The 25,429-nt window shown below is 55.8% G+C and carries 22 protein-coding genes; 12 read left to right on the top strand and 10 right to left on the bottom strand.

Annotated features, from left to right (window positions below; translation table 11 throughout):
• Positions 1 to 8 precede the first annotated feature (8 nt).
• Genes NCG89_RS08090 through NCG89_RS08075 form a run of 4 tightly spaced genes read left to right on the top strand, consistent with a single transcriptional unit; the run spans position 9 to position 1,726 of the window.
• On the top strand, positions 9 to 422 hold the full coding sequence (locus NCG89_RS08090; protein ID WP_251089242.1) for a rhodanese-like domain-containing protein: 414 nt from the start codon (positions 9 to 11) through the stop codon (positions 420 to 422).
• A 51-nt stretch (positions 423 to 473) separates the two neighbouring features.
• Complete coding sequence (gene grxC, locus NCG89_RS08085; protein ID WP_251089241.1) at positions 474 to 728, top strand: glutaredoxin 3; 255 nt, start codon at positions 474 to 476, stop codon at positions 726 to 728.
• A gap of 38 nt (positions 729 to 766) precedes the next feature.
• Complete coding sequence (gene secB / locus NCG89_RS08080; protein WP_251089240.1) at positions 767 to 1,237, top strand: protein-export chaperone SecB; 471 nt, start codon at positions 767 to 769, stop codon at positions 1,235 to 1,237.
• 27 nt (positions 1,238 to 1,264) lie between these two features.
• Positions 1,265 to 1,726: a tRNA (cytidine(34)-2'-O)-methyltransferase gene (locus NCG89_RS08075; protein ID WP_251089239.1), complete on the top strand. Its 462-nt coding sequence runs from the start codon at positions 1,265 to 1,267 to the stop codon at positions 1,724 to 1,726.
• Between the two features lie 280 nt (positions 1,727 to 2,006).
• Here NCG89_RS08075 and ntrC read toward each other — a convergent pair whose 3' ends face one another.
• The 4 genes from ntrC to glnA form a co-directional block, all read right to left on the bottom strand.
• Complete coding sequence (gene ntrC / locus NCG89_RS08070) at positions 2,007 to 3,425, bottom strand: nitrogen regulation protein NR(I) (RefSeq protein ID WP_251089238.1); 1,419 nt, start codon at positions 3,423 to 3,425, stop codon at positions 2,007 to 2,009.
• Complete coding sequence (gene glnL / locus NCG89_RS08065) at positions 3,422 to 4,498, bottom strand: nitrogen regulation protein NR(II) (protein ID WP_251089237.1); 1,077 nt, start codon at positions 4,496 to 4,498, stop codon at positions 3,422 to 3,424. The genes ntrC and glnL overlap by 4 nt, the downstream gene beginning before the upstream one ends.
• 219 nt (positions 4,499 to 4,717) lie before the next feature.
• Positions 4,718 to 5,215 (bottom strand): DUF4124 domain-containing protein, encoded by a 498-nt coding sequence (locus tag NCG89_RS08060; RefSeq protein ID WP_251089236.1) that lies wholly within the window; start codon positions 5,213 to 5,215, stop codon positions 4,718 to 4,720.
• Positions 5,216 to 5,333: 118 nt separating this feature from the next.
• A complete protein-coding gene (gene glnA, locus NCG89_RS08055) occupies positions 5,334 to 6,740 on the bottom strand; it encodes a glutamate--ammonia ligase (RefSeq protein WP_251089235.1) in 1,407 nt (468 codons plus the stop codon).
• 342 nt (positions 6,741 to 7,082) lie between these two features.
• Here glnA and thiI point away from each other — a divergent pair, with 342 nt between their 5' ends.
• Positions 7,083 to 8,537, top strand: a complete 1,455-nt coding sequence (gene thiI, locus NCG89_RS08050) for a tRNA uracil 4-sulfurtransferase ThiI (RefSeq protein WP_251089234.1) — start codon at positions 7,083 to 7,085, stop codon at positions 8,535 to 8,537.
• Positions 8,534 to 8,971: an acyl-CoA thioesterase gene (locus tag NCG89_RS08045; RefSeq protein WP_251089233.1), complete on the top strand. Its 438-nt coding sequence runs from the start codon at positions 8,534 to 8,536 to the stop codon at positions 8,969 to 8,971. The genes thiI and NCG89_RS08045 overlap by 4 nt, the downstream gene beginning before the upstream one ends.
• Positions 8,972 to 8,987: 16 nt before the next feature.
• On the opposite strand, the gene NCG89_RS08040 is transcribed toward NCG89_RS08045, so the two are convergent.
• From NCG89_RS08040 to NCG89_RS08020, 5 genes are all read right to left on the bottom strand, one after another.
• Positions 8,988 to 9,437: a hypothetical protein gene (locus NCG89_RS08040; RefSeq protein ID WP_251089232.1), complete on the bottom strand. Its 450-nt coding sequence runs from the start codon at positions 9,435 to 9,437 to the stop codon at positions 8,988 to 8,990.
• A gap of 48 nt (positions 9,438 to 9,485) precedes the next feature.
• Positions 9,486 to 10,823, bottom strand: coding sequence for a sodium-dependent transporter (locus tag NCG89_RS08035; protein WP_251089231.1), 1,338 nt, complete (start codon positions 10,821 to 10,823; stop codon positions 9,486 to 9,488).
• Between the two features lie 490 nt (positions 10,824 to 11,313).
• Positions 11,314 to 12,840 (bottom strand): acyl-CoA synthetase, encoded by a 1,527-nt coding sequence (locus NCG89_RS08030; protein ID WP_251089230.1) that lies wholly within the window; start codon positions 12,838 to 12,840, stop codon positions 11,314 to 11,316.
• A gap of 138 nt (positions 12,841 to 12,978) precedes the next feature.
• Complete coding sequence (locus NCG89_RS08025) at positions 12,979 to 14,442, bottom strand: aldehyde dehydrogenase family protein (protein WP_251089229.1); 1,464 nt, start codon at positions 14,440 to 14,442, stop codon at positions 12,979 to 12,981.
• Positions 14,443 to 14,543: 101 nt separating this feature from the next.
• Complete coding sequence (locus NCG89_RS08020) at positions 14,544 to 15,755, bottom strand: acyl-CoA dehydrogenase family protein (protein WP_251089228.1); 1,212 nt, start codon at positions 15,753 to 15,755, stop codon at positions 14,544 to 14,546.
• A 503-nt stretch (positions 15,756 to 16,258) separates the two neighbouring features.
• On the opposite strand from NCG89_RS08020, the gene NCG89_RS08015 reads away from it, so the two are divergent.
• Both NCG89_RS08015 and NCG89_RS08010 read left to right on the top strand, forming a co-directional pair.
• The gene (locus NCG89_RS08015) at positions 16,259 to 17,398 is read left to right on the top strand and encodes a CaiB/BaiF CoA transferase family protein (RefSeq protein WP_251089227.1); all 1,140 of its coding nucleotides are present in this window, start codon (positions 16,259 to 16,261) and stop codon (positions 17,396 to 17,398) included.
• A 99-nt stretch (positions 17,399 to 17,497) separates the two neighbouring features.
• Positions 17,498 to 18,646, top strand: a complete 1,149-nt coding sequence (locus NCG89_RS08010; RefSeq protein ID WP_251089226.1) for an acyl-CoA dehydrogenase family protein — start codon at positions 17,498 to 17,500, stop codon at positions 18,644 to 18,646.
• Between the two features lie 160 nt (positions 18,647 to 18,806).
• Here the strand turns inward: NCG89_RS08010 and NCG89_RS08005 are convergent, their stop codons facing one another.
• The gene (locus NCG89_RS08005; RefSeq protein ID WP_251089225.1) at positions 18,807 to 19,373 is read right to left on the bottom strand and encodes a hypothetical protein; all 567 of its coding nucleotides are present in this window, start codon (positions 19,371 to 19,373) and stop codon (positions 18,807 to 18,809) included.
• A gap of 271 nt (positions 19,374 to 19,644) precedes the next feature.
• Between NCG89_RS08005 and NCG89_RS08000 the strand changes: the two genes are divergently transcribed.
• The 4 genes from NCG89_RS08000 (at position 19,645) to NCG89_RS07985 (ending at position 25,371) form a co-directional block, all read left to right on the top strand.
• Positions 19,645 to 20,007 (top strand): hypothetical protein, encoded by a 363-nt coding sequence (locus NCG89_RS08000; RefSeq protein WP_251089224.1) that lies wholly within the window; start codon positions 19,645 to 19,647, stop codon positions 20,005 to 20,007.
• A gap of 241 nt (positions 20,008 to 20,248) precedes the next feature.
• A complete protein-coding gene (locus NCG89_RS07995; RefSeq protein WP_251089223.1) occupies positions 20,249 to 22,795 on the top strand; it encodes a helix-turn-helix transcriptional regulator in 2,547 nt (848 codons plus the stop codon).
• 364 nt (positions 22,796 to 23,159) lie between these two features.
• A complete protein-coding gene (locus tag NCG89_RS07990; RefSeq protein ID WP_251089222.1) occupies positions 23,160 to 24,278 on the top strand; it encodes a fatty acid desaturase in 1,119 nt (372 codons plus the stop codon).
• 25 nt (positions 24,279 to 24,303) lie between these two features.
• On the top strand, positions 24,304 to 25,371 hold the full coding sequence (locus NCG89_RS07985; protein ID WP_251089221.1) for a 2Fe-2S iron-sulfur cluster-binding protein: 1,068 nt from the start codon (positions 24,304 to 24,306) through the stop codon (positions 25,369 to 25,371).
• Positions 25,372 to 25,429: the final 58 nt, after the last annotated feature.

Below are 25,429 nucleotides of genomic sequence, written 5' to 3'. Positions count from 1 at the left end.
GAGTTTTCATGGAAAAGCTGATTCTGTTTGTTGGCGAGCAATGGCTGCTGGTAGCGGCCTTGGGTAGCTGTCTTTTTATGCTGAGTTATCACGAGTCCCGCCGTTCGGGACGGCAGTTGACGCCTCAGCAGGTGGTTAATCTGGTGAATCAGCAGCAGGCGGTGGTGATCGATTTACGTGATAAGGGCGAGTACACCAAGGGTCATATTCTGGATTCCGTGAATGTGCCCTTTGCCAAGCTGGACGACGAAATTGATCGCCATGTCGATGCCAAGGACAAACCCCTAGTATTGGTCTGCAAACTTGGACAACACTCCAGCGCAGCCGGCAAAAAGCTCGCTGCCAAGGGCTTCTCCCAGGTTCATCGCCTGAAGGGCGGCATTGGTGAGTGGCAGGCAATGCAGATGCCGCTGGTCAAATAGTCGGCGCGACACGTTAGTCAGTCAATTTCGCAAAGGGGAACGCAGCACGTTATGGCAGATGTCACCATTTACACCACGCGGTTCTGCCCCTATTGCATTCGTGCCAAGCACATTTTGAATAGTAAGCGTGCGCAAGTGAAAGAAATTCCGGTCGATGGCGACAGGGATATGCGCCGCCAATTACTGGAGCGCACCGGGCAATCGACGGTGCCGCAAATCTGGATCGGCGAGCAGCACGTGGGTGGCTGCGATGAGTTGATGGCCCTTGACCGGCAGGGGCGTTTGGACTCGATGCTCGCTTCTTAAGCGTTAATCACGATAACTAAATCTACACAGGACTTACCATGGCTGAACAAAATCAGGCGCAGGCAAAATTCGCCCTTAAGCGCATTTACACTAAAGACGCATCCTTTGAGGCTCCCAACAGCCCGGTGACATTCACCAAAGCGTGGCAGCCGAAAATGCATGTGGACCTGAATACCCGCAGCCGCCAAGTGAGCGAGGGCAATTTTGAAGTGGTCCTCACGGTAACAGTGACCGCTAAGTTGGAAGAAGAAACCGCCTATTTGGTGGAAGTGCATCAGGCGGGTTTGTTCCTGGCGGAAGGTGTTGAGGGTGAGCAAATGCGCCAGATTCTCGGTATCGCCTGCCCCAATATGCTGTTCCCCTATGTGCGCGAAGCCATCGACTCGGCCGTGGTCAAAGGTGGCTTTCCTGCCGTCGCACTGCAGCCGGTGAACTTTGAGGCGCTGTACCGCCAGGCGGAAGCTGAAGCGGCCAACAAGCAGTCTGAAGAAAGCACTACCACCCACTAATTATTGTCGGTTTTCGGGGCGCGCGCCGTGTTTCATATAGCTTTGCATGAGCCACGCATTGCGCCCAACACCGGGAATATCATCCGGCTGGTGGCCAACAATGGCTGCCAGTTGCATCTGATTGAGCCCCTCGGCTTTGATCTGGAAGAGAAAAAATTGCGCCGCGCAGGGCTCGACTATCGGGACATGGCCCGGGTGCACCGCTACCCTGATTATCCCTCCTTTGTCGCTGCGATGGCGGGGCGTCGTATTTTCGCGCTGACCACCAAGGGCACGCGCAACTACGCCGATGTTGCCTTCCAAGCAGACGATGTTTTGTTGTTTGGTTCCGAGACGTCGGGGCTGCCCCAAAACATTCGCGATGGGCTGGGTGCGGAGCACTGCTTACGAGTGCCGATGATGCCGGGGGCGAGGAGTTTGAATTTGTCTAATACCGTGGCATTGGTGAGTTACGAGGCTTGGCGACAGGTAGGGTTTTTGGGAGCTTAGCGCTCTGGGACTGATTTGGGCCGAATCCTGACGGCTTGCTCGTGCTGCTGGGGCCGGGGCCAAAGCGACCTTGTTCGGCTATTGCTTTGTCGGGCTTCTATTCCCTGGCGGGAGCTGTTTTTTTCGCCCAGCTGGGCGAAAAAGGCCTCCCAAGGCAAAAAGCCAACAGCAAAACGTAAACCCATTCGCCGTCGGCGCCCGCTCTCACAGGGGCAGTAACCAGAATCAGTCCTAGGTCGGGACACGCAGACCTTGGCGCATTAGGAAGGCTCGACGAGAATCAATCCTCGTCATCCCCCCCCATGCCAAGCTCTTTGATCTTCCGGGTCAGGGTATTGCGCCCCCAGCCCAGCAAGTTCGCGGCATCCCGACGGCGGCCGTGGGTATGTTTAAGTGCGGCTTCGATCATGATCTTCTCGAACTGCGGCACAGCCCGGTCAAGCAGTTTGTCCCGGCCTACCATCAGTTCCTGATCGGCCCAACGGCGCAGATTGTCCTGCCAGTTGGAGGCAGGAGCAGCCTCACCCTGGGGACGCTCCAGCAGCTCGGGCGGCAGATCGTCAATGTGAATCTCGCGACCGGAGGCCATAACGGTCAGCCAGCGGCAGGTATTCTCCAATTGGCGAACATTACCGGGCCACTCCAGCTGACACAGATACTCTTCCGTTTCCGGGCGCAGGCGTTTGGGCTCTACGCTGAGCTCGTTGCCGGCCCGCACAAAAAAGTGCTGCATCAGTTTGGGAATGTCTTCACGCCGCTCCGAAAGCCGAGGCAGGTGAATGCGAATAACGTTGAGCCGGTGGAACAAGTCTTCCCGGAAGGTGTTGTTCTTAACCAGCTTCTCCAGGTTTTGGTGGGTGGCGGCGATAATCCGCACATCCACTTTGACTGGGGTGTGACCACCAACACGGTAGAACTCGCCATCGGCGAGCACGCGCAGCAGTCGGGTTTGGGTGTCGGCGGGCATGTCGCCGATTTCATCAAGAAACAGGGTGCCGCCATTGGCCTGCTCGAAGCGGCCCCGACGCTGGGCACTGGCGCCGGTAAAGGCGCCTTTTTCGTGGCCGAACAACTCCGACTCCATCAGGTCCTTGGGAATCGCGGCCATGTTCAAGGCGATGAATGGCTTGCTGGCCCGCGGGCTGTGGCGGTGCAGCGCCTGGGCAACCAGCTCTTTACCAGTACCCGATTCACCGTTGATCAGCACGGTGATATTGGATTGGGATAACCGGCCGATGGCCCGGAAGACCTCCTGCATGGCAGGAGCTTCGCCGATGATTTCGGTGCTTTCCAGCGGTGGCTCTTCGGGCAGCTGATTGCGATTTTTGGCAGCGTGTTGCACGGCCCGCTGGGTGGTGGCGACCGCATCGTCCACATCGAAGGGTTTGGGTAGGTATTCAAAGGCGCCGCCCTGGTAAGAGGCCACGGCGCTGTCCAGATCGGAGTGGGCGGTAGTGATAATCACCGGCACACCGGGATGAATCTCATTGATCCGCGAGAGCAATTGCAGACCGTCCATGCCGGGCATGCGAATGTCACTGATAATGGCATCGGGCACATCACCCTCGAGTTCGGCCAACAGGTCGTCGCCGCTTTCGAAGCTGCGGGTGACGATACCCGCCTGATTGAGGGCCTTCTCCAGAACCCAGCGAATCGATCGGTCGTCGTCGGCAATCCAAACTGCAGGGGTATCGCTCATGATGCTTGCTCCAGCGGTATAAATAGCGAGAACTCGGTGTGCCCGGGCTCGCTTTTACACTCTATAAGTCCGTTGTGATGATTGAGTATGGATTGGGCAATGGATAGCCCGAGGCCAGAGCCCTGGGCCCGGCCGCTGACCATAGGCAGGAAAATCGACGCGCGTAGATCCTCCGGAATGCCTGGCCCGTTATCGACAATGTCCACCCGACATACCAGTCGATAGCGATGGGAGCCAATCGTAAATTGGCGCATGCTGCGGGTGCGCAGTATTACCGTGGGCTCGCCATCCTCGGGTGGGTCCTGTTTCAGGGCCTGCTGGGCATTGCGCATGACGTTGAGGAAGGCCTGAATCAACTGCTCCCGGTCACCCAGTACGTCGGGGATGCTGGGGTCGTAATCGCGGATGACCTGCAGATAGCCATCGCTCTCGGCTTCCACCAACTGGCGGACCCGCTCCAGCACCTCGTGAATATTCGTGTTCTGCTTTTCCGGCGCCTTGTGAGGCCCAAGCATGGTGTCGACCAGATTGCGCAGCCGGTCGGCCTCTTCAATGATGATGTTGGTGTAATCGTGGAGGCGGGCGTCGCTCAACTCTCTGGCCAAGAGCTGGGCTGCGCCGCGCAAACCGCCAAGGGGGTTTTTGACTTCGTGGGCAATGCCGCGAATCAGTGCCTGGCTGTTCTGCTGGGAAGACAGCAGCCCCTCTTCCCGGCTAATCCGCAGGAGGCGGTCCAGCGGCTGCAACTCGATAATCAGCGACGTGCGCTGGCCTTCCAGCACCGGTGTAACAGCATAATCCACGGTAATCTCAGCACCCGAGCGCAAGGTCAACACGGTTTCGCGCTTGGTGTAGGCCTCACAGTTGTTAATCGCATCGAGCAACTTCACTAGGGTGTCTTCCTGTTCGTGGAACAGGCGGGTAATGGCCTCGCCATGAATGCGTTGGTCGGAGACCGCCAGCAGGGATTCCGCCGCCGGGTTGATGTAGCTCACCGTCAGGTTCGGCTCGACCAGCAGAATCGCTGTTTTGAGATTGTCGAGAATGTGGTGGTGAATGTTATTCGGGGGCATAGCGTCGCCGGGGCTCTAATTATACGCAAGGTTAGCAATTTCCAGGCCAAAGAATATTGCGCCGACAAGGGGCTTAACCGCGCGAAAAAGCCGCCAAGTACCATAATGGTGCGGCCTCCCGGCAGGACTTCCTGCTAATCCAGTCAATAGCCCAGGTCGGACGAGCGCTTAGTGTGCCCCAAAATAGTGCTCATGCAACTATTTTGCGCGTGCCGTTGCCTAGTTGTTGGGCCAGTACACGGTGATGCGGCTCTCATCCTGGCGCTCCACGCGATTCTTGGGGTCCAGTAGGCGGGCCGAGATCAGCCGCTGTCCGCGATTCAGGTGGGGGATGTTGACCTGGGTTTGCCGACCCTTTTGCAGCACGTTGCCGTCGAGACGGAACTCGATCTGGTAGCCGGGCGGCAAGGGGCGATCCAGAGAGAGGTTGACGCTCGCGCCCAATAAGCCATTGGCGAGCACAGCGCCATCAGCAGGCTGGGTGATGCGAATATTGGGAATATCCTCTGACACCGCCGCTTTCTCGGGTGCCGCGGGCTTGGCCTCGGGAGTGACTGCCGGGGTGGTGTTGGCGGGAAGAAGGTCGACCCGCTCACTGCCTTTTTGCGGCGTGTCACTAAACACCGGGGTCCCCCGGGAGTCGGTGGATCGATAAATTTCTGCGCTAACCACTGTCGTCAGCGAGAGGCTCAGCGCCATGCAAGCCAGGTATTTCATTGCGGGGTGCTCTTCGGTGTCGACCTTGCCAGTATTCTCCCTGCCGTCCTGACTCGCAATAAAAATCAGGCAAAAAAAAGCCCGCCAGAGGCGGGCAAAAAGACCTGGAGCGTGTGGATTACACGCTGTAGTACATAGCGAACTCGACCGGGTGAGTGGTCATGTTCAGATTTTGGATATCTTCCTGCTTGAGGGCGATATAAGCGTCGATCATGTCGTCGTCAAACACGCCACCGGCCTTGAGGAAGTCACGGTCAGCATCCAGTGCTTGCAAAGCCATTTCCAGGCTAGAAGCAACAGTGGGGATGTTGGCAGCTTCTTCTGGGGGCAGATCGTACAGATCCTTGTCAGCGGCATCGCCGGGGTGGATCTTGTTCTGAATGCCGTCCAGGCCAGCCATCAACATGGCCGCAAAGGCCAGGTAAGGGTTGGCAGAAGGGTCGGGGAAGCGAACTTCAACGCGGCGTGCTTTCGGGTTGCTAATGAAAGGAATCCGGATAGAAGCGGAGCGGTTACGGGCAGAGTAAGCCAGCATAACGGGCGCTTCAAAACCGGGAACCAGACGCTTGTAAGAGTTGGTTGACGCATTGGTGAAGGCGTTGATGGCGCGAGCGTGCTTGATGATACCGCCAATGTAGTACAGGGCAGTTTCAGACAGGCCGCCGTAAACGTCACCGGTGAACAGATTCTGGCCGTCTTTGCTCAAAGACTGGTGAACGTGCATGCCGCTGCCGTTGTCGCCAACCACAGGCTTGGGCATGAAGGTCGCCGTTTTGCCGTAGGCGTGAGCAACGTTGTGTACGCAGTACTTCAGTACTTGTACTTCGTCAGCTTTCTTCACAGCAGTGTTGGGGCCAACACCGATTTCACACTGACCTGCAGTACCCACTTCGTGGTGGTGTACTTCAACTTCCAGATTCATGTCGGTCATGGCGTTACACATGGCAGCGCGCAGGTCGTGCAGGCTGTCGACGGGGGGAACGGGGAAGTAACCGCCTTTCACACCGGGGCGGTGACCCATGTTGCCTTCGTCGAAGTTGTCGCCAGACTGCCAGGCAGCCTCGTCAGATTTGATGGCGTAGCTGGCGCCTTCCATGCTGACTTTCCATTTTACGTCGTCAAACACGAAGAATTCGGGCTCGGGACCAAACAGTGCGGTGTCAGCGATACCAGTAGAGCGCATGTAGTCTTCGGCGCGCTGGGCAATGGAGCGTGGGTCGCGGTTATAACCCTGCATAGTGGAGGGCTCAACAATGCCGCAGCGGATGATGATAGTGGACTCTTCGGTGAAGGGGTCCATTACAGAGGCGCTGTCATCCGGCATCAGGATCATGTCAGATTCGTTGATGCCCTTCCATCCAGCGATGGATGAGCCGTCAAACATTTTGCCATCTTCAAAGAAGCTGGCGTCAATTTCGCCGATGGGCAGAGTTACGTGCTGCTCTTTACCCTTAGTGTCGGTGAAGCGCAGATCAGCCCACTTCACATCGTGATCGGCGATCATTTTCAGAGTGTTCTCTGACATTCGTTATCTCCTCCAAATAGAGAGTATTTTTAGAATCGGTTGGGCCCGAAATTCGCGATTATATTCTCATTGCACTGGGCCCGCATAGCGCGCCCTTTGTGTGTGCCCTTTGAAGCAAAATGCGTGCCATTAAATTGCGCGCATTTTCACGCTGTTTATCTCGCTTTCCGAGGGTGGTGCTTAAAAAATGTGCAGAAAAATAGGGGTAAAGCTTTATTTTGGTGCGTTTTATGGGTTTTGTGCTTGATTTTGGTGCGTTCAGGCTGCCGATTTGAGCTCTGACCCACAGCGGCAAGTTCGCTATAATGCCGCCTCATTTTTCCACCCCCGCCGGTCTGTTCCATGAAGTTCGTCATCAAGTTATTCCCCGAAATCATCATCAAGAGCAAGCCAGTTCGCAAGCGCTTTACTCAGCAATTGCGGGATAACGTCAAGAAATTGCTCAAGCCGCTGGATCCCAATGTGGTGGTCACCCGGGAGTGGGATCGCCTGACCGTCGACAGCGACAGGGATGATCCCGCCTTGGTCGCCGAGATGAGTGACGTTCTGGCCAATACCCCCGGCATCGCCCATTTTCTGGAAGTGGCGGAATACCCCCTCGGCGATTTCGAGGACATTTTCCAGCGCACCCGTCTCGCGGTGGGGGATTCCCTGGCCGGCAAAACCTTTGTTGTCAGGTGCAAGCGCAGCGGCAATCACGATTTCAGCTCCACCGATGTCGAGCGTTATGTTGGCGGCGGTCTCAACCAGCATTGCCAGACCGGCGGCGTTGATCTGCGTAACCCCCAAATGACCGTGCGCCTCGAAATCCGAAAAGAGCGACTGTATATCGTGCGTCGCCGCCACGAGGGGCTGGGCGGTTTTCCGATGGGCAGTGTCGATGCGGTAATGTCGCTGATCTCCGGCGGCTTCGACTCGACCGTTTCCAGCTTTATGACCATGAAGCGCGGCCTGCGCACACACTTCTGCTTTTTCAATCTGGGCGGCCGCGAGCATGAAATGGGTGTGCAAGAGGTGGCGCTGTATCTGTGGCAGAAGTTCTCGGCATCCCATCGGGTGAAGTTTGTATCAGTGCCCTTTGAGCCCGTTGTGGCGGAAATCTTGAAGAATGTCGACAACTCCCAAATGGGGGTGGTGCTCAAGCGCATGATGTTGCGGGCTGCATCGCAGCTCGCTGCCCAGCTGGAAGTGTCGGCGCTGGTGACGGGCGAGAGCGTTGCCCAGGTGTCCAGCCAGACCCTGGCGAACCTTTCAGTCATCGATAGCGTGACCGATACCCTGGTGCTCCGACCGCTGATTACCAGCGACAAACAAGACATTATTCGCATCGCCGCCCAGATCGGCACCGAGCAATTTGCGGCGAGCATGCCGGAATATTGCGGCGTGATTTCCGTGCGCCCGACGACCAAGGCAAAGCCGGAGCGCATTGTCGCGCAGGAGGCCAATTTTGACTTTGCGGTGCTCGATGCCGCCGTAGCAGCGGCCCGGATGATCACCATTGATGATTTGGCCGACGAGGAATTTGCCAAGGTCGATGTGGAGGTACTGCCGGTACCCCTGCCGGACGCTGCCATTATCGACGTGCGCCACCCCGACGAGATCGAGCGCCGCCCCCTGCGGGTAGGGCAGACAGAAGTGCTTGAGATCCCTTTCTTTGAACTTCACAGTCGGGCGGGGGATCTCGACCCCAAGCGCTGTTATCAGCTGTACTGCGAGAAAGGCGTCATGAGCCGGCTCCATGCGGCCCATATGGCTGAACAAGGTTTCAACAACATCAAGGTGTATCGACCCGCATGACGACGTCTGACATCGCACCGCTGTTTGCGGTGGAAATTAAACCTCGCTGGGCCGACCAGGACCCCTTCGGCCATATCAATCATGTGGCCTACTTCCGCTATCTCGAGGAGGCGCGAGTCGCCTGGCTGCTGGCGGACCCGATCGCGGCGATCTCTAATGAAGGTGATTATGGTTTGATCATCGCCCACACCAGCCTGAATTACCGCCGGGAGTGGCACCACCCTAATGCATTATTGGCGACCGGGCATGTGCTCAGCGTGGGCAGCGCCAGTGTGAAACTGCGCCAGCAACTGCTGGAGCCAGAGAACGGCCAGGTAGTGGCCGATGGCGATATCACTCTGGTGTGGATGAACTTGCGCAGCCGAGCCAGCGAGCCCCTGCCCGCTGCGGCAAAACAAAAACTACTCGCCCACCTGTTACCTGAGGGCGTTTAGGGCCTGTTAACAGGCCCTAGTTGGCCTTCTGGCTGGCCGTGCCCAGATTAAAGTTGTAGATCTTGAAGTGCTGATCTTCCAGGGTCAGCGTGGCGGTCATCACCGCGTGGCCGTTTGAGAAGGTGACATTGCTCCCATAGGTCAGTCGCGGCTGCTCGCTGAATATCGACAGTGCAGCGCTCAGCCGAGTCAGCTTGGGAGGCTCCATGCTTTCAAAGCGGCCCAAGTGGCTGTAGTGATCCATCAGGGATTGCAGTTGCTCTTGACTGACCTGCTGTCTGGCCGCCCGAGCCAGCAGTGCCTCTAGCGCCGGCGCCTGCCAGGTTGAGATATCGTTAAGCGCTAGCTCCAGGTAACGGCTGGCATTGGCCTGGTAGTGCTCCTCCACTTCGCCGCTGTAGTAGTACAGGCTGCCAAACAGAAGAATGCCGGCGATCACAAACACTTTCAGACTGATATTTTTCACGGTTCCTGCCAATCATTTTTTTGAAAAATAGTTAGCGCGTTAGGGCCACTAAAAAAGTGCTCCCAGGGCGCTGAACAGGCCGAGACTATGCAGGAAAACAATCAGAATGCCAATTGGCGCAATGTAACGCAGCAGCCAATACCAGGCCGCAAAGGCGGGCCCACCCTTCATACCGGTCTCGTCGAGCACCACCTTGCGCGGCAGGCGCCAGCTCACAAACAGGGCGATCAGCAGGCCGCCAATGGGCAACATGATGTTGGCCGTCAGATAATCGAGCGCATCAAACACTGCGCCGTAATGAATGGACGCAACGCCCCCAGCCCAGGCGATGCCGCCCAGCAAAAAGGTGCTGGGTACACGTCGCCAACCCCGTTTTTCCATCCAGGCCACGCCGGGTTCAATAAGCGAAATTGACGAGCTCAGTGCAGCGATGCTGACCAGCGCAAAAAACAGGCTGCCGAAAAACACCCCGCCGCTCATATTGGAAAAGGCAATGGGCAGAGTAACAAACATCAGGCCGGGGCCCTGGCCTGGTGTGAGGTCGTTGGCAAATACCAGGGGGAACATGGCCATACCGGCCATCAGAGCGATCCCCGTATCGAGCGCAGCGATAGTCAGCACAGTCTTGCCGATTGAGGCATGGCCGGGGAAGTAGGCGCCATAAGCCATGATCGCCCCCATCCCCAGGCTCAGGGTGAAAAAGGCGTGGCCCATAGCAATCAGCACCGCGTTGCCGCTCAAGCGGCTGAAATCGGTATCGAACATAAAATGCAGGCCGGCTTTGAAATTGCCATTTATCGCGCTGTAGCCGACCAGCAGCAGCAGGAAAATCAGCAGTAGCGGCATCAGAATTTCCACCGCCTTGCCGATCCCCCGGGTGACCCCGGCGGCAACCACCGACGCGGTCAGCAGGCTGAACAGGCTGTGCCAGATAAATTGTTGGCCGTCGCTGCTCAGTAAGTTGCCAAAGTGGGCTTCGATCTCTTCCGCCGGTGCGCCGCTATAGCTGCCGCTGGCGCTTTGAAACACGTACTCCAGTGCCCAGCCTGCCACGACGCTATAAAACATCATGGTCATCAGCCCGGCCACCATGCCGACCGCGCCAACCACGCCCCAGGCACGACTGCCGCCAGCGTCGCGACTCAGGCTGAGCATACTGTGAATGGGATTACTGCGCCCCGCTCGGCCGGCCATGATCTCGGCGATCATCACGGGTATGCCGATACACAAAATGCAGGCCAGATACACCAGGACGAAAGCGCCGCCGCCGTTTTCACCCGTGATATAGGGAAATTTCCAGATGTTTCCCAGCCCCACCGCTGACCCCGTGGCGGCAAGAATGAAAGTCCAACGGGATTTCCAGGTGATGCTGGCAGCTTGGTTCATGGTGGCAGTGAGCCCCTCTGCTGGGTGACGGAGCAGTGGCGTACGGCTCCGGCAAATTGGTTGATTTCTGCGTGCATTGACCGTTGCAGCGCTAGGCTACGTTCTGCAACTGCGAGGAAGGCTGCAAGAAGAGTGCCCCCGGCGACACATATCGACGGCATATAGTGTTCTGCGAAACACTTTTTGTTAGCTCGGGATTGTAGCGGCAAACAGAACAATGCGCAAATGCCGTGGCTTACCGGGCAAACGGAGGGGCTAGAACTGTCGGCGGTACGACAGTACCGGGGTGATTTGCACATTACTGCCACGGATGGCGGGAATGCTGCCGGAGTTATTGCCGGGGTTCTTGACCGGGTCCGACCAGGCATAAGTGGCGCCGACGGGGAACTCATGGGCCCACCAACCCCCGCAATGCATTCCCGCACGGCGTTCCGCTAGCGGGAGCCAAAATGACCGCCAGCAGTAACCGTTGAATTAGTATGAGTAGGTCTTAGCTCACCGAGCGGTCTCTTCCGGTCCAAAATGGCTGTCGCAATTCTGTTTTCAGCACTTTACCTGCTCCGGACATCGGTAGCGCGTCGATCACCTGCATGCTTCTGGGACATTTGTAGCCAGCGATGTGTGATTTACAGTGCTCGTACAGCTGGTCCTGAGTGAGGCTGTTGTCAGGGTGTAAAACGACAACGGCGTGAACTTGCTCGCCCATTTTCTCACAAGGAATACCAATCACAGCGCAACTGGCAACTGCGGGATGTTTGCAAACGATATTCTCGACTTCGGCGCAGTACACATTCTCGCCGCCAGAGATAATCATGTCTTTAAGGCGGTCAACAATAAAAATGTAGCCCTCGTCGTCCATGTAACCCATGTCGCCAGTGTGCATCCAGCCATTGATTAATGCCTCTTTGGTCGCATCGATCTTATTCAGGTAGCCCTTCATCATACTGGGCCCCCTGGCAATAATTTCGCCAATCTCACCGCGCGGCAGTTCCTGGTCATTAGCTCCTACTACACGGGTTTGCACGTGGAGCGCGGCTCTTCCACCGCTTCGGAGGCGGCCGAGGTGACGCTGCTTGGGCCTATGCATATCGGCAGGTAACACTGCCATCACGGCCGACATTTCCGTCATCCCGTAAACCTGTGTCAAATTAGCGCTTGGAATGATTTTCATCGTTCGGTCAAGCAGCGTTTCCGATGCGGGTGAGGCACCGTAAATAATATTCTTTACCGAGCTCGAGTCTGACTTGCACGCCTCAGCTGCGCCGACAACACTCTGCAGCATGGCCGGGACCAACAAGAGGTCGGTCAATTGGTGCTGCTCAACCAGCTGCAATACGGCCTCTGGATCAAATGCACTCAAAAAGACGTGACTGCCGCCACGAATCAGCAATGCCATCGTGGTCATCATGTCGGCGAGATGGAACATTGGCGCTGCGTGTAAGCCAACTGCGCCCTCACCAAAAACGCCTTCAGCCAACAAGGCCATAGCAGAACTGAAAACATTGGCATGGCTAAGCATGACGCCTTTCGGTGCCCCCGTGGTCCCACCGGTGTAAAAAACCCCCAGCAGATCATCGCCACTGGCCTGCGCATCGTCGATGGGAATGGCTGCGTCAATGAGCTGATTGAGATTAACGGTCTTGTTGGGCGCGATATGGTCGCCATTGTAAAAAACTGACCGTAGTGACGGAGCACCTGCGAGAATATCGCCGGCCTTCTGAGAGAAATAGTCATCAATGATCAGGGCCGAAGATGATGAGTCATTGAGGGAGTAGATGATCTCGTCATTACTCCACCTGAAATTAATCGGATTGACCGCGGCGCCAAGCCAGGCAATGGCTAAATAGGCTTCCAGGTAGCGATCGGAATTCAGTGACAGAATAGCAATTCGGTCTCCCTTCTGTACGCCGTGCATTGCAAGGGCGCCCGCCAGCTTTGACACTCGCTGCTTCAGTTGCAGAAAAGTCTGGGTGCGCTCGCCGTGACGGGTGGCGATGCCGTGGGGGTGTTGCTGCACGGCGCGATGAAGCCCTTGCGTAAATTGCATGTTTCTTCTCCATTATTATGACCGTTGAGAGGGGCGACGCGTATCACTCCGGACGCTTATCAGTAGGTGATTCCCGCGGCCACCGCCTGGGTGCGAGTCGATGCCAATTTAGCAATCCACCTTCATAATTACCGACTTGGTTTCGGTGTAGTGGTCCAGTGCGTCTTCGGCATTTTCCCTCCCCCAGCCCGATTGTTTGAAGCCACCAAAGGGAATGTTTGGGTCAGGGGAGAGCTGAGTATTTACCCACACCGTGCCCGCATCCAGGCTATTGGAGAGCTGGTGGGCCTGCTGCAAACTGGATGTGTAGACATGTGCTGCGAGACCGTAGCTGGAGTCGTTGGCCAGTGCGGCCACGTCATTTAGGTCATCGTAGGGAGTGGCACACAGAACCGGTCCGAAGAACTCCTCCCTGAAAGCGGGGTTTTGACGATCCTCGGTTACCAAAATACTGGGGCTGATGAAGTATCCGCTATCTCCATGGCGAGTGCCCCCGGTGAACAGGCTCGCGCCGTGGCGCACACTGTCATCGACACGAGCAAGAATGCCATCCATTTGTTTTTGGCTGACCACTGGTCCCAGCAGCGTCTCAGGATCGAGACCTGGGCCGATTTTAAAGGTCTCGGCAACGCTCGCGATTCCTTCCAGTATGCGGTCGAATTGCTTGCGAGGCGCAAAGAGGCGGGTGCCGGCGAAACAGATTTGTCCTGCATTTGCATACACTGCCTGGGCGGCGCCGGGGATTGCCAATTCCATGTCGGCATCGGGGAGAATAATCGTCGGGGATTTGCCACCCAATTCCAGCGTGACGCGCTTCAGGTCGTGAGCAACGCTACGGACAATGGACTTGCCCACTGCAGTTGACCCGGTAAAGCTAATTTTATTGATGCCTGGGTGTTCGACGAGTGCCTGGCCGGTTTGGCCGTCTCCCAAGACAAGATTAAAAACCCCAGGCGGAAACCCCGCTTCGCTTATCAGTTCCGCTAATTTTAGTGCACTGTAGGGTGTCTGCTCTGCGGGTTTGAGTATGACGGTGCATCCCGCAGCTAATGCCGGGGCCAGTTTCCACGCAGCCAGAACTAAAGGGAAGTTCCAGGGTACGATAGCGCCGACGACACCAACCGGCTGGCGACGGGTATACGCATGGTGTGAATCAAGTGGCTGCAGCGCAGGCGAAAGTGATTTGCCGGAAAGTTTGCTGCACCAGCCGGCAAAATAGCGAAACCAGGTGATTGTCATCGGCACATCAACCGAGCTGGAAAAGGCGATGGGTTTTCCGTTGTCGAGCGATTCAATCTGGCCCAGCTGACTGGCATTTTCTTCAATCAAGCTGGCCAGCCGGTGCATCAAACCCTCCCTGACCATGGGCGGCATATTGCGCCAGTGTGGGTTGTGAAACGCCGCCCGGGCGGCGCTGACGGCTGCGCCGACGGTATGCTGGTCGCCGCTGGGAATCTCACCTATTTGTGTGCCATCGGCAGGATTGATAACGGGGATAACGCGATCGCCGCCCCCAACCCATTCGCCATTTATGTAATGCTGTGAGGGTGGAAGCTCGATGTTTGCTGTCATTTACTCTGCCTCTTCCTGACGTGTTGTTAACAGTACGTCAGGTAGTGTGGGGCATGCATAGCATCTCGCCACCAAACTTTGGTCTGGCAGTGGGCAATCGATCAGCCGGTCATTTCACGACCGAAGATCCGCCGCGCGATCACCCAGGTTTGGATCTCATTCGCGCCTTCGTAGATTTCGCCAATTTTCGCATCCCGGTAAATCGATTCCAGTGGGAAATGGGCTTGGGGGCCTGATAAGGTTTTTACAAATCCGTATGCACCACAAACCTGGATAGCGTCTCGCGCGATATCGCAGGCCACTCGTGAGCCAGCCAGCTTGGCCATGGCGGCCTCGGTATCTGCAAGCTTGAATTTGTCGTAGAGCAGTGCCGCTTTGTGGCAAAGATTGCGGGCAGATTCAATTTGCAGGGCGTAATCGGCAAATTTGTATTGCCAATGCTGAAAGCGAGCCAGCTCCTGCCCAAAAACCTTGCGTTTGCCCATGTAGTCGGTTGCGAAGTCGAAGGCGGCTTGTGACATGGCGCAACCAATGGCGCCGATTCCCATGCGACCTTGCACAAGTGCCTGAATGGCCGTGCGAAGTCCGCCCCCTACTGTACCCACCACGGCCTCGTCGGAGGCAAACGCATTGGTAAAAGTCACGTCGGCAGTCTGCTGAACATGATTCCCCATTTTCAGATCGGGATCGCAAACGCTGACCCCTTCCTGGCTCATATCGACCAGCAGCATGGTAAGGGCGTCCCCTGTTTTACAGAGCGTTAAAATCAGGTCGCCGCAAGGAGAATTGGTTATCCAGCGTTTGGTGCCATTGATGCGGTAACCGCCATCGATCTTCTCGGCGATAGTTTCAACAGACTTGGCCGACAAATCAGTGCTGGCGCCAGGTTCAGAGGTGGCAAAACAGCCCACAAACTCGCCGCGCACCAGCTTGGGGAGATACGTTTCTCTGATACTGGGCTGAGCATTGTTGAGGGTGCTCCCCACTAGAATAGCCTGGCCATCATAGAACGCCGATGCCAGGCTGGGGCAGTAGTAACCGAGCTCCTCTAAAACCGTCATGGTTGCCAAGGTAGGAAATTCCAACCCGCGGCCACCAACATCGGCGGGAAAAGGAATTTCGAACAGGCCAGCCGCAGCCATGGCGTCAAATTCCCTGCGCGCGAAGGTGTTCTTGGACTCTGGTGTGGTATTGAGCCGGTGGGCGACGGGGCGGATCACGTCCTCTGCAAACTCGCGCACTTCTTTGCGGATCTTAAGGGTCTCTTCTGGGGTGAAGATATCGTTGAAAAGGGTGTCTGCATGACGCTTCATGATTTTCGATCCTGGGTAAAGCTCTTTGGTAGGCTCCAGTGTAAGGAGCGGCAGATTGACAAAAACCCGACTTTAGTTAGGGCCTGCTGATAAAACCCGCAGGGTGACTGCGCAGCCCTTGTCAGAATCACTGTCCGGGTAAGGGGTAGGTGCTGACAGCAAAGGGGGTTATAACAAAATATCAAGTTCTCCGGCTTTCCACATCATGGCCGCCTGCCGCGGCGGCCCTCAGAATTGTACTGAGCTGCCGCGCAACGATTCTGTTTTTGGCTGTTGGTGCGGGTATGCATCGGTCAACAGAGTCTGAAGGCCAAGGATGCAGGTCATGCCTGCCGGACCGAATTTTTGCCGATCATTAGCGAGTACGAAGGGCTGCCATGCAGTCCGAAATCCCTTGTGCTGCGGCCCTTCGGGAGTGTCCACGCGGGCGCTATGAGTGTGACCTTATTTGCCGCATGGACCGCTATGGTGACCGAGTCACTGACGCAAAAAGAGAGAGAATTATGACGAGCCAACAGGGCCCGCTTCGGGGCTTGAAAGTGATTGAGATCGAAGGTCTGGGGCCGGCGCCTTTTTGTGGAATGATGCTGGCCGACATGGGCGCAGAGGTGATTTCTATCACCCGCAAGTCCGCCAAAATGGCTCGCCCTCATGCGATAAGTGAGCGGGGAAAGCGCAGCATCGCCGTGAATTTGAAGTCAGAGGCGGGGGTGGCCTTGGTGCTTCGCCTGTGCGAATCCGCCGATGTACTCATCGAGGGGTTTCGACCAGGGGTTGCCGAGCGTCTTGGCATCGGCCCCGAGCAGTGTCTGACGGCGAATCCCAAACTGATATACGGCCGGATGACCGGCTGGGGGCAAGATGGTCCGTTGGCGCAGGCTGCAGGTCATGATCTGAACTATATTGCCCTGTCAGGGGCGCTGCATGGCATGGGGCATCCAGATAGGCCGCCGCGTCCACCGCTCAATTTAGTGGGTGACTTTGGTGGCGGAGGCATGTTTCTGGCCTTTGGGATTCTGTGCGCCGTCTACGAGACGAGCCGTTCTGGCAAGGGGCAGGTAATTGATGTTTCGATGGTGGAGGGATCTGCCAATTTGATGCACATGATGTACGCCTGGATGGCAGAGGGCCGCTGGCAGGATGAGCGGGGCGTCAATCTGCTCGATGGTGCGGCCTACTTTTACGATAGCTACGAAACAGCCGATGGCAAGTTCATCACGATTGCTGCCCTTGAGCCCCAGTTTTATGCGCTGCTACGGGACAAGCTCGGCCTATCGAGCGCGGAGTTTGATGACCAGCATAATCGCGAGCGGTGGCCAGCCCTTAAGCAGAAAGTTGGAGAGATCGTTCTGACTCGTTCGAGAGACGAGTGGTGTGAACTGCTTGAAACAACGGATGTTTGCTTTGCCCCTGTGCTGTCTATGCGCGAAGTGCTTAACCATCCCCATAACCGACATCGCCAGAGTTTCTACGAGGAGCAGGGGGTGCTCCAGCCCTCGCCCGCACCGAAGTTTAGCCGCAGCGCCCCTGCCCGCCCGGCCCCTCCGCATTTCGCCGGTGAAGACAACATCGCGGTGCTTGCTGAGCTCGGCTACAACGAGGATGACATTAATAATTTGATCGCAACAGGCGTTCTTGTTTGATCTGGTCTGCGCTGGGGGGACGTCAACAGGATGCACGGCCGACCGCTGTCCGGCGTTCGGTGGCAAAAAAGAGACAAAAAGGAAGCAAAGGAGAGTGTTATGCCGTTTCAACTCAGTGACGAGCAACAGTTAATTCAGCGTGCTGCTCGGGATTTTGCTTGCGGAGAGCTGGCGAACAATGCGGTGGCGTTAGATCAGGGTGTCGGCCAAGACATCTTCTTCAAAAATCTAAAGGCTCTCGCGGAGCTCGGTTTTATGGGTTTGAACATTGACCCTGAACTCGGAGGCTCGGGGGCAGGAAGCATTGCCTTTAGTTTAGCCATTACCGAATTGGCCAAGGCGTGTGCATCAACTGCCGTGACGGTTTCGGTAACCAACATGGTGGCGGAGGTCATTCAGTCAGTCGCCTCCGCTGAGCAAAAGGCCTTTTACTTGCCAAAGATTTGTAGTGGCGAATATCCGGCGGCGGGCTTTTGTTTGACAGAGCCCGGTGCGGGCTCCGACCCTTCTGCAATGCGAACCAGTGCCGCTTGGAATGGCAGTGAGTGGGTGCTCAATGGCGCCAAAGCTTATATTACCAGCGGCGAATTCGCCGGTGTGTTTGTTGTGTGGGCCGTCACCGACAAGAATGCGCCGCGGGGAAAGGGTATTTCGTGTTTTCTGGTGGAGCGGCAAACACCCGGACTTGTTGTTGGTCCAGCGGAAGACAAAATGGGGCAGAAGGGGTCGGCAACGAATCCGGTCTACTTTGATGACTGCCGCATTCCCGCTTCGGCGTTGATGGGCGAACTCAACCGAGGTTATCAGGTAGCGCTGGGGGAATTGGCGGGAGGCCGAATAGGCATTGGGTCGCTGGCGCTGGGTGTCGGCATGGCGGCGATGGAATATGCCCGCGACTACGCCAGGGAGCGTGAGCAGTTTGGCCAGCCCATTGCGAACTTCCAAGCCATTCAGTGGATGTTGGCTGATGGTTTTACTGAACTAGAGGCGGCCCGCTTGTTGCTAATGCAGGCGGCATACCTGAAAGAGGCCAACCTGGATTTCGCGTCTCAGGCGTCCATGGCAAAACTGTTTGCCACCGAAGCAGCAAATCGTGCCTGTTACTCTGGTCAGCAGATCCTGGGTGGCCATGGATACAATCGGGAGTACCCCCTGGAGCGCTTTGCCAGGGATGTTCGCATCACGAGTATCTATGAGGGCACTAGTGAGATTCAACGAATGATTATCGCCAGGAAGTTGTTGGCGTAGGCCGTTCCGGGGATATGGGTGGCTGCGCTCTGGAGTGGGTACTTTAAGTAAATGATAGTGCCGAAAAGTGTGGGCGCAAATTGGGATCGGAGTTGGGTATTGGGGCTAGAGCTAAAAGGGGGCGCGAAGCGCCCCAAGCGGTGGATTTCGGCACTGTACCTCAAAGAGGCAATGCGAGGGGTGGAAGCAAGGCGGAGCCCGCTGACAACTGGCCCAAAATTAGACTCAGAACCACATCCGGCCGAATTTGGTCATCAGGTAGCTGGCCACTAAAGGCATCTCCAGTCCCATCGATTTTCAGTGGTGCAGATAGGATCGGGGCCGCCGGAACATAGGCCAAGCCAGGAGAAACCAGCGTGCCGCCGCCGAGGAGGTAATTGGGTAGGTTGGCTGGCCTGGTGAATAAGACCTCTAGCACGGGGACAAACCCCTGAGCCAAACTAATGTCTAGCGAGGTCGGTACCAGCTTGGGGATATCCTGAAAAGCTGGCGAGACGATTGTCGCAGCAAAAAGGAGGCCATCCAAACTCCCGCTCAACTCATTAGGGTTGAGCGTGCGCAACAGATGGGCGCTGTCAGTAAGCTGATCTAGAGGCAGTGCGCCAACAATAGCGCTGTCCAGGCTTGCGCCATTCAGCAGATCGCCAACAACAGGAATCTGAGCATTGGCGCTCGCGGCAATGGAAAGTGTTATAGACGAAAGGAGGCGCTTGGTCGGCGTATTCATTTTATTATCCTGACTGCTTTATTGAGTGACACCGCGCGGATCAGCCTCGCAGTATCCATGGTGCTGACACAGTAAGCGATTGCGATATCGACGGCACCAAACCAAAGTTTGGTCGTTGGTGCCGGAGCGCGGCTCAGGTGCGAGCGATGTGGCCGGTGTGGTGATCGTGCGTACTGGCTAGCCAATCGCTCTGTAGGCCATACCTATGGTTAGGGTATGCTTGGAGCAAGACGGTTAGTATGGCAAGAAAATGTTTAGTCTCGGGGCCGTTATGACAGTTTATTCCTTTGTTTTCATTTATTTTTCCTGCATTTCTGCAGCCGGCGTCGCGCTTGCCATCCTACGCAGCGCCAAGCTCAGGTTGCCGGGATGGTTAGGGACGGCGCACGGTATGGTCGGACTCGCTGGGGTGGGTATATTTTTTGTGCTTAACCTGCTGCAGTCTGAATCTGATGGCTTGGATGGCCGCGTTTGGTGGTCCCTGGTAGCATTCACTGTCGGTCTGTTTGGCGGCCTGATTTTCTTCCGCGTATTGTTTCGTCGAAAGTTTTCTGTGCTCGCCGCCATAGCGCATGGGGCGGTAGCTGTGCTGGGGTTAGCTTTATTATTTCCCGTTGCTTTCCCGGCTAGTTGATAGCCCGCTATCTTGATATTCAACGCTGGGAGCTCATCCCTCGCGCTGAATGCGTCAGTAGTCAGAAGGAATGAAAGAGAATAATAATTGAGCGATGAAAAATTCTTTGCATAGTCACGAGCCCCCTAATTTCGGCTTTTCGGTTGTCAGCACCCGGGCATACGAGCAAATCACGGAATCGCCGCTCCCGCCCTCAAAGGTCAGCCAGATTGTGGCGCCCACTGGATACGGCAAAACGGTATTGCTGACCGCTCTCTATAATGATGCGGTAAGCCGTGGAATTTCGACCTTCTGGATTTGCCTTTCTGATTTCGATGACACCAGTGAAAGGGTTCTGGCGCGCTTTGAGTATTTCATGAACCCGGATGTCGACTCACACTTTCGTACTGAGGATATGCACAAGAGCGATGAGCCGGTTGAGCAGCGGCTGGACCGGGTCATAGAGTTCTTTAGTCGTATTGAAGGTCCGGTGATGTTGTTCATTGACAACCTGGATTACTGCATTGACGAGACGTTGGGCGCACTGATCAATCATTTGGTGTTTGGCACTGGCAGCCAGTTTTTCCTCATGCTCGCCTCGACAAAAGAGCCCATGGTGAATTTCAGTCGCGCGATGCTAGCAGGGTTGGTTGCGCGGTATGGGTTTGAAGAGCTCGGCTTAAACCGTGACGGTGCCAGGCAGCTTTTCGGTCAATCACTTGCCGACGCTTTGGGAGAGCGAGGGCTTGAGCGTGCCGTTGAAGTCAGTGAGGGTTGGCCGGCCGCTCTGCGGCTAATGCAGATTATCCTGGCGAAGTCATCTGCGCCCGAACAGATGCTGGAGGAATTTTCCGGCGCCGACGCGGATTTGGCGCAAATGCTCAGCGAGCAATTGATTGGCAGTTTCGATCCTGAATTCAGCAAGTTTTTGTTTACGATTTCCCTAGTAAAGAGTTTCACCGGCCCCTTATGCCAAGTACTGTGCCGGGGGCAGAACACGGACGGCTTTCTTCAGCAACTGATCAGCAATAACCTTTTTATTATCCCCTTGAGCCGGCGGCGCGATGAGTATCGACTGCATTCGCTGTTTCGTGGCTACTTGATCGACCAGGCTCGACAGCGCCTGGGTGAGCCATATTGCCGGCAAACCTTGTTGGCCGCCTCCTCCTGGTTTGAAGAACGCGGAAGGTGGGTAGAGGCAATTGACTATGCTCTGGAGGCTGCTGACAACCGTATTGCGGTGGCCTGTCTTGAGCGAGTTGCCGCCAATTTTGTGCGGGATAAGGGGGACTTGAGTAAATACATAAATTGGGTTGAGCGCATATTGGCATCCGGCGGCGAGCCCGGCCTTGAAACGGATTACTGGTATGTGTGGGCGCTGGTTTTTCATCGTCGTTACGACTACGCCGAAAAACAACTCGACCGGTTGTCTCGACGGCTTGAGTCGGGCACGGGAAGCCAATTAGCCGGAATTCGTCGGCGAGTGGATATTATTAGAATCACTTGCGCGACCTACACTGATCATCATGAAGAAGCTAGAAGGCAGGGCCTGGTCTGGCTAGAAGAGCGCGGCGAGGATGATCCTTTTGATGTAGCCACAGTAGCATGTGGGGTTGGAATCAGTTTTGCTCAAGAGTTTGATTTCCTGAATGCGCGGAAGAATTTCGCGATCGCTCATAGCAGCATTCGCCAGTCATCCAGTGACTATGGAATGGCATGGGTCTCCGTTCTGTCGGCCCTGGTTGAGATACACGAAGGGGATTTCGGCCATGCGTATAACAAGTCGACAGAAGCGCTGAAGCGTGTTCGGCAGACCTCGGGGGACTACGCGGGCATAGTGAGTACGCTAGCTTCCTGGGCAGCTTTGGCTGCGGTGGAAACGGGGAGAGACGCCGAGGCGGCGGAATTTGTCCGGCTGAGCATGGGGCGGCTTCAGACTCACGGCGTGGTCGATACTGTCGCACATGCGCTGAATACGGCGGTGAAGCTGTGGGCAGGTCCCCTTGGAGACGGTATTTCCATTTCCAAATTGCGCGACATTGCCGAAGGATTCCCGCAGCGTCTCTCAGTGATGTTGTCCTGCTTCATCATCCAGCGATTACTCCGCCTGGGGCGCCTCGATGGCGCGATTGACGAAGCGAAGCGAATTGGCCTGGGGAGTGAGACAGCTCGCGAGAATCGGTTTCCGCTCACTCGCTTCTTGCTTGATCAGACTCAGTCTGATCTTGAAGTTGTTCAGGGACGATTGGCTCAAGCGGATGCACGAATCGCGAGAATGGTGGAGCACGCCAAAGAACAAGGTCGCTATGGGCATTTAGTGGAGCTAACCTTGTTGCAAATGACGTCGGCGCTGCGCAGCGCCCATCCCGAGAACGGAGCCAAATACTTAGTGAGGGCGGTGACCTTCGCAGCGAAGCGACGCTACTTTCGGCCGTTTCGCGAGCGCTCAGACTTGATTGCCGGGCTGGTAAACGAAAGCAAAGCAAAGAACTGGGGGTTTGCCTCTGCGGAAGAAAAAGAGTTCTTTGCCGAGCTGTGCAAGGGCTTGCCGATTGCTAACTCGTCGGTATTGGAGCAGATTGACGGCCTCGACGGTGAAATGAAGCTGCTTGAAACGCCAACGCCGCGGGAGCTTGAACTATTGCAACTGATCGATGCTGGGCTGAGCAATCAACAGCTTGCCGACCGACTTTTTGTGTCAGTTGCCACCGTGAAATGGCACTTGTACAACCTGTACAGCAAACTCAACGTAGCCAATCGTGCTTCTGCAATTGCTAAAGCGCGGGCCCTGAATCTCATCTCCAATTAAGGAATCTCTGCATAACCTGGTGAAACCCCAGGCTTTGCCTTGACGTGCTCTGGACGCCGTTGCCGCTCTCACCAACAACCTGCCTTGGCCCTCGCGCAGTGTCGTCGGAGTGCCGCATCACGTGCCAGAACGCCCCAAGGACTCCGTTGAGGCATTACCAGGTCGTGCGGGGGCTCCTTAATAGGCCCTAGATAAAAGCAAGAGGCCTTCTGGTCGTCGATCTACTGCCAATTCGTGTCTTGCATCGGCGTTTTTTAGGAATTGCCAAACTTACGGATGGGGTGAAGTTAGCCTCCTTTCGGCATTCTGTTCGTATCCGCAAACTCAGGGATTACCCGCCGTCTAAATTGCCAGGGGGCTTGCTATGTTCGACTATGCTAAATACTTACTTTCGCCGCTGATTCTTGGCTTGCATGCATGGGGGCTTTTGAAAGGGGGGGCTTATGCTTGGCTGGGATTTGGCATCCTCATGTGGGTGCTCGCATTTGATGCCTTTCTAAAGCCCAGCCACCATGTGCGTGACAAGCGCTTTCCGGTACTTTATGACCTGATCATTTCGGTCACTGTGTTGGCCTGCTTCGTGAACATCTATTTTTATGCGTACTTGGTTGGCAGTGGCCATTTTGCCAATGCGACTCAGGCTTTAGGTGCTTTTTTAGGCACGGTGATGATCGGCTTTGTCATCGGTGCGCCGCCAGTGCATGAGTTGTTTCATCGAGAAAACTATCTGTTGCGAACGCTTGGTCGAGTGGGGCAGTGCCTGGTATTTGATCCCTGGCGGGAAATTACCCATGTGGTGACCCATCATTTGCATACCGCGACACCCACTGATCCGGACTACGCGCGCCGTGGCGACACCGTGTACGGCCACTTTCTGCGGACCTTCCCCGGTCAATGGAAAGAGTCCTATCACCTCGAAAAAATGATGTGGACAAAGCGCGGGCGCAAATGGTTCGACCTGCGCAATGCCTGGGTATTTAAGGTGACCTATTTTTCAGTGTTCGTCCTCACGCTTTTTTGGGTGGGTGGTTTGATGGGGGGCGTACTGGCCTGTCTGGCGCTCATCCTAGGGCCGCGGATGATGCTAGAAGTCTTTAACTACTGTAACCACTATGGCCTCGTTTCGGCGACCCCTGGGCGTTTTAAAAAACACCACACGTGGAATCACCTGACGCCATTTACCCGAATTCTGGCGCTGGAGATTACCAATCACGCCGGCCATCACGATGACAGTTACAAGCCGTTTTATGCGCTGGAGCCCGATGAGGGGGGGCCGAAGCAACCTCCGTTTATCCTCTGTGTCTTGATGGCTTTTGTGCCCCCCCTTTTTATGATGGCGATGAAGCCGCTGCTTAAACATTGGGACGAGCATTATGCCAACCCGCAAGAGCGCGAGATTGCTGCGCGCGAGAATGAGCGAGCTGGCTGGGATGAAATGAACGACGGCGGCTCCCCCGTGGCGCCGTGGATGACGACCGCTTGAGGGAGAAGAGTTGGGGATGGGTGTAATGGAAGGTCCTGTAGAAAACAGACGTACTCAAGAGCGGCCGAAGATAAATATCAAAGTGTCTGGGGAACACAATGCGGCGTTCTCAATCAGTCCTAATGATATGCTGCTAAAAGCGGCGCTAGAGCAGAATATCGATTATCCCCACAGCTGTCGGGTTGGGGTTTGCGGCCAATGCAAGACAAAGTTACTTGCTGGAAAGGTCAGCCCCATGGTGGACTTGGCCCTGTCGCCACTTACAAACCAAGAGATTCTCGATGGATATTTTCTGGCGTGCCAGGGTAAGGTGCGCGGGGATATCGAAATCGAAGTCAGGTTGGGACATCACCATGTGTTTCCGGAGCAGCAGATATCTGGCCGCGTGAGTTTATGGAAGCGCCTGCCCGGCGATGTTATTGAGTTGCGCATTGCGCTAGAAAGTCCTTTTTTTTACGAGGCGGGTCAGTATGCATACCTCGCTGAGTCTGGCTCCTTCACTCGCCGGTGTTTCAGTTTCTCTGACGCGCCCCCATTGGACCCCAAAGTGGGGGCAACCGAAGTCGGATTTTTGATTAAGCGGCTGCCCGGCGGTCGCTTCTCCGAATGGCTATTCGAAAAAGATCGAACCGGAATCAAAATGTGGCTGCACGGGCCGTATGGTGTCATGGGGGTAGATGAGCCAAATGCAGACGGCCTGTGTGTGGCAGGTGGTACCGGGCTCGCCCCTGTGCTTTCGATTGTCGAACATCGCCTTAGAACGTCTGCGACAGCTTGCTTTACCGTGGTATATGGCGTGCAGAAACAGGCAGACTTGTTCGGCATGGACAAGCTGACGACGTTGGCATCGCGGCACCCCGGACGCTTATCCATCTTGCCAGTTCTCTCCCATGAGCCCGAAAATTCGGATTGGACCGGTGCGCGGGGGCTGGTAACCCAGCCACTCGATGAAAATTTAGGCGTCGATTTCGGCTCAGTGGCCAGCTTTATTTGTGGCAGTTTGCCTATGGTGGCCGCAGTTGAACAAAGATTACTGGCCTTGGGAGTTAATCCTGAGCGCATTCATGCTGATAAATTTTTGCCAAGTGGCTAAAAGGAAAAACCATGAAGAACGGTGCCTTAGCTTACGTTGAAATAGATGAAGCATCCTT

It is taken from the genome of Spongiibacter taiwanensis (assembly GCF_023702635.1).
Taxonomy (GTDB): Bacteria; Pseudomonadota; Gammaproteobacteria; order Pseudomonadales; family Spongiibacteraceae; genus Spongiibacter; species Spongiibacter taiwanensis.
Note: the sequence above shows the minus strand (reverse complement) of the source record. Positions and strands in the feature narration are given on the sequence as shown.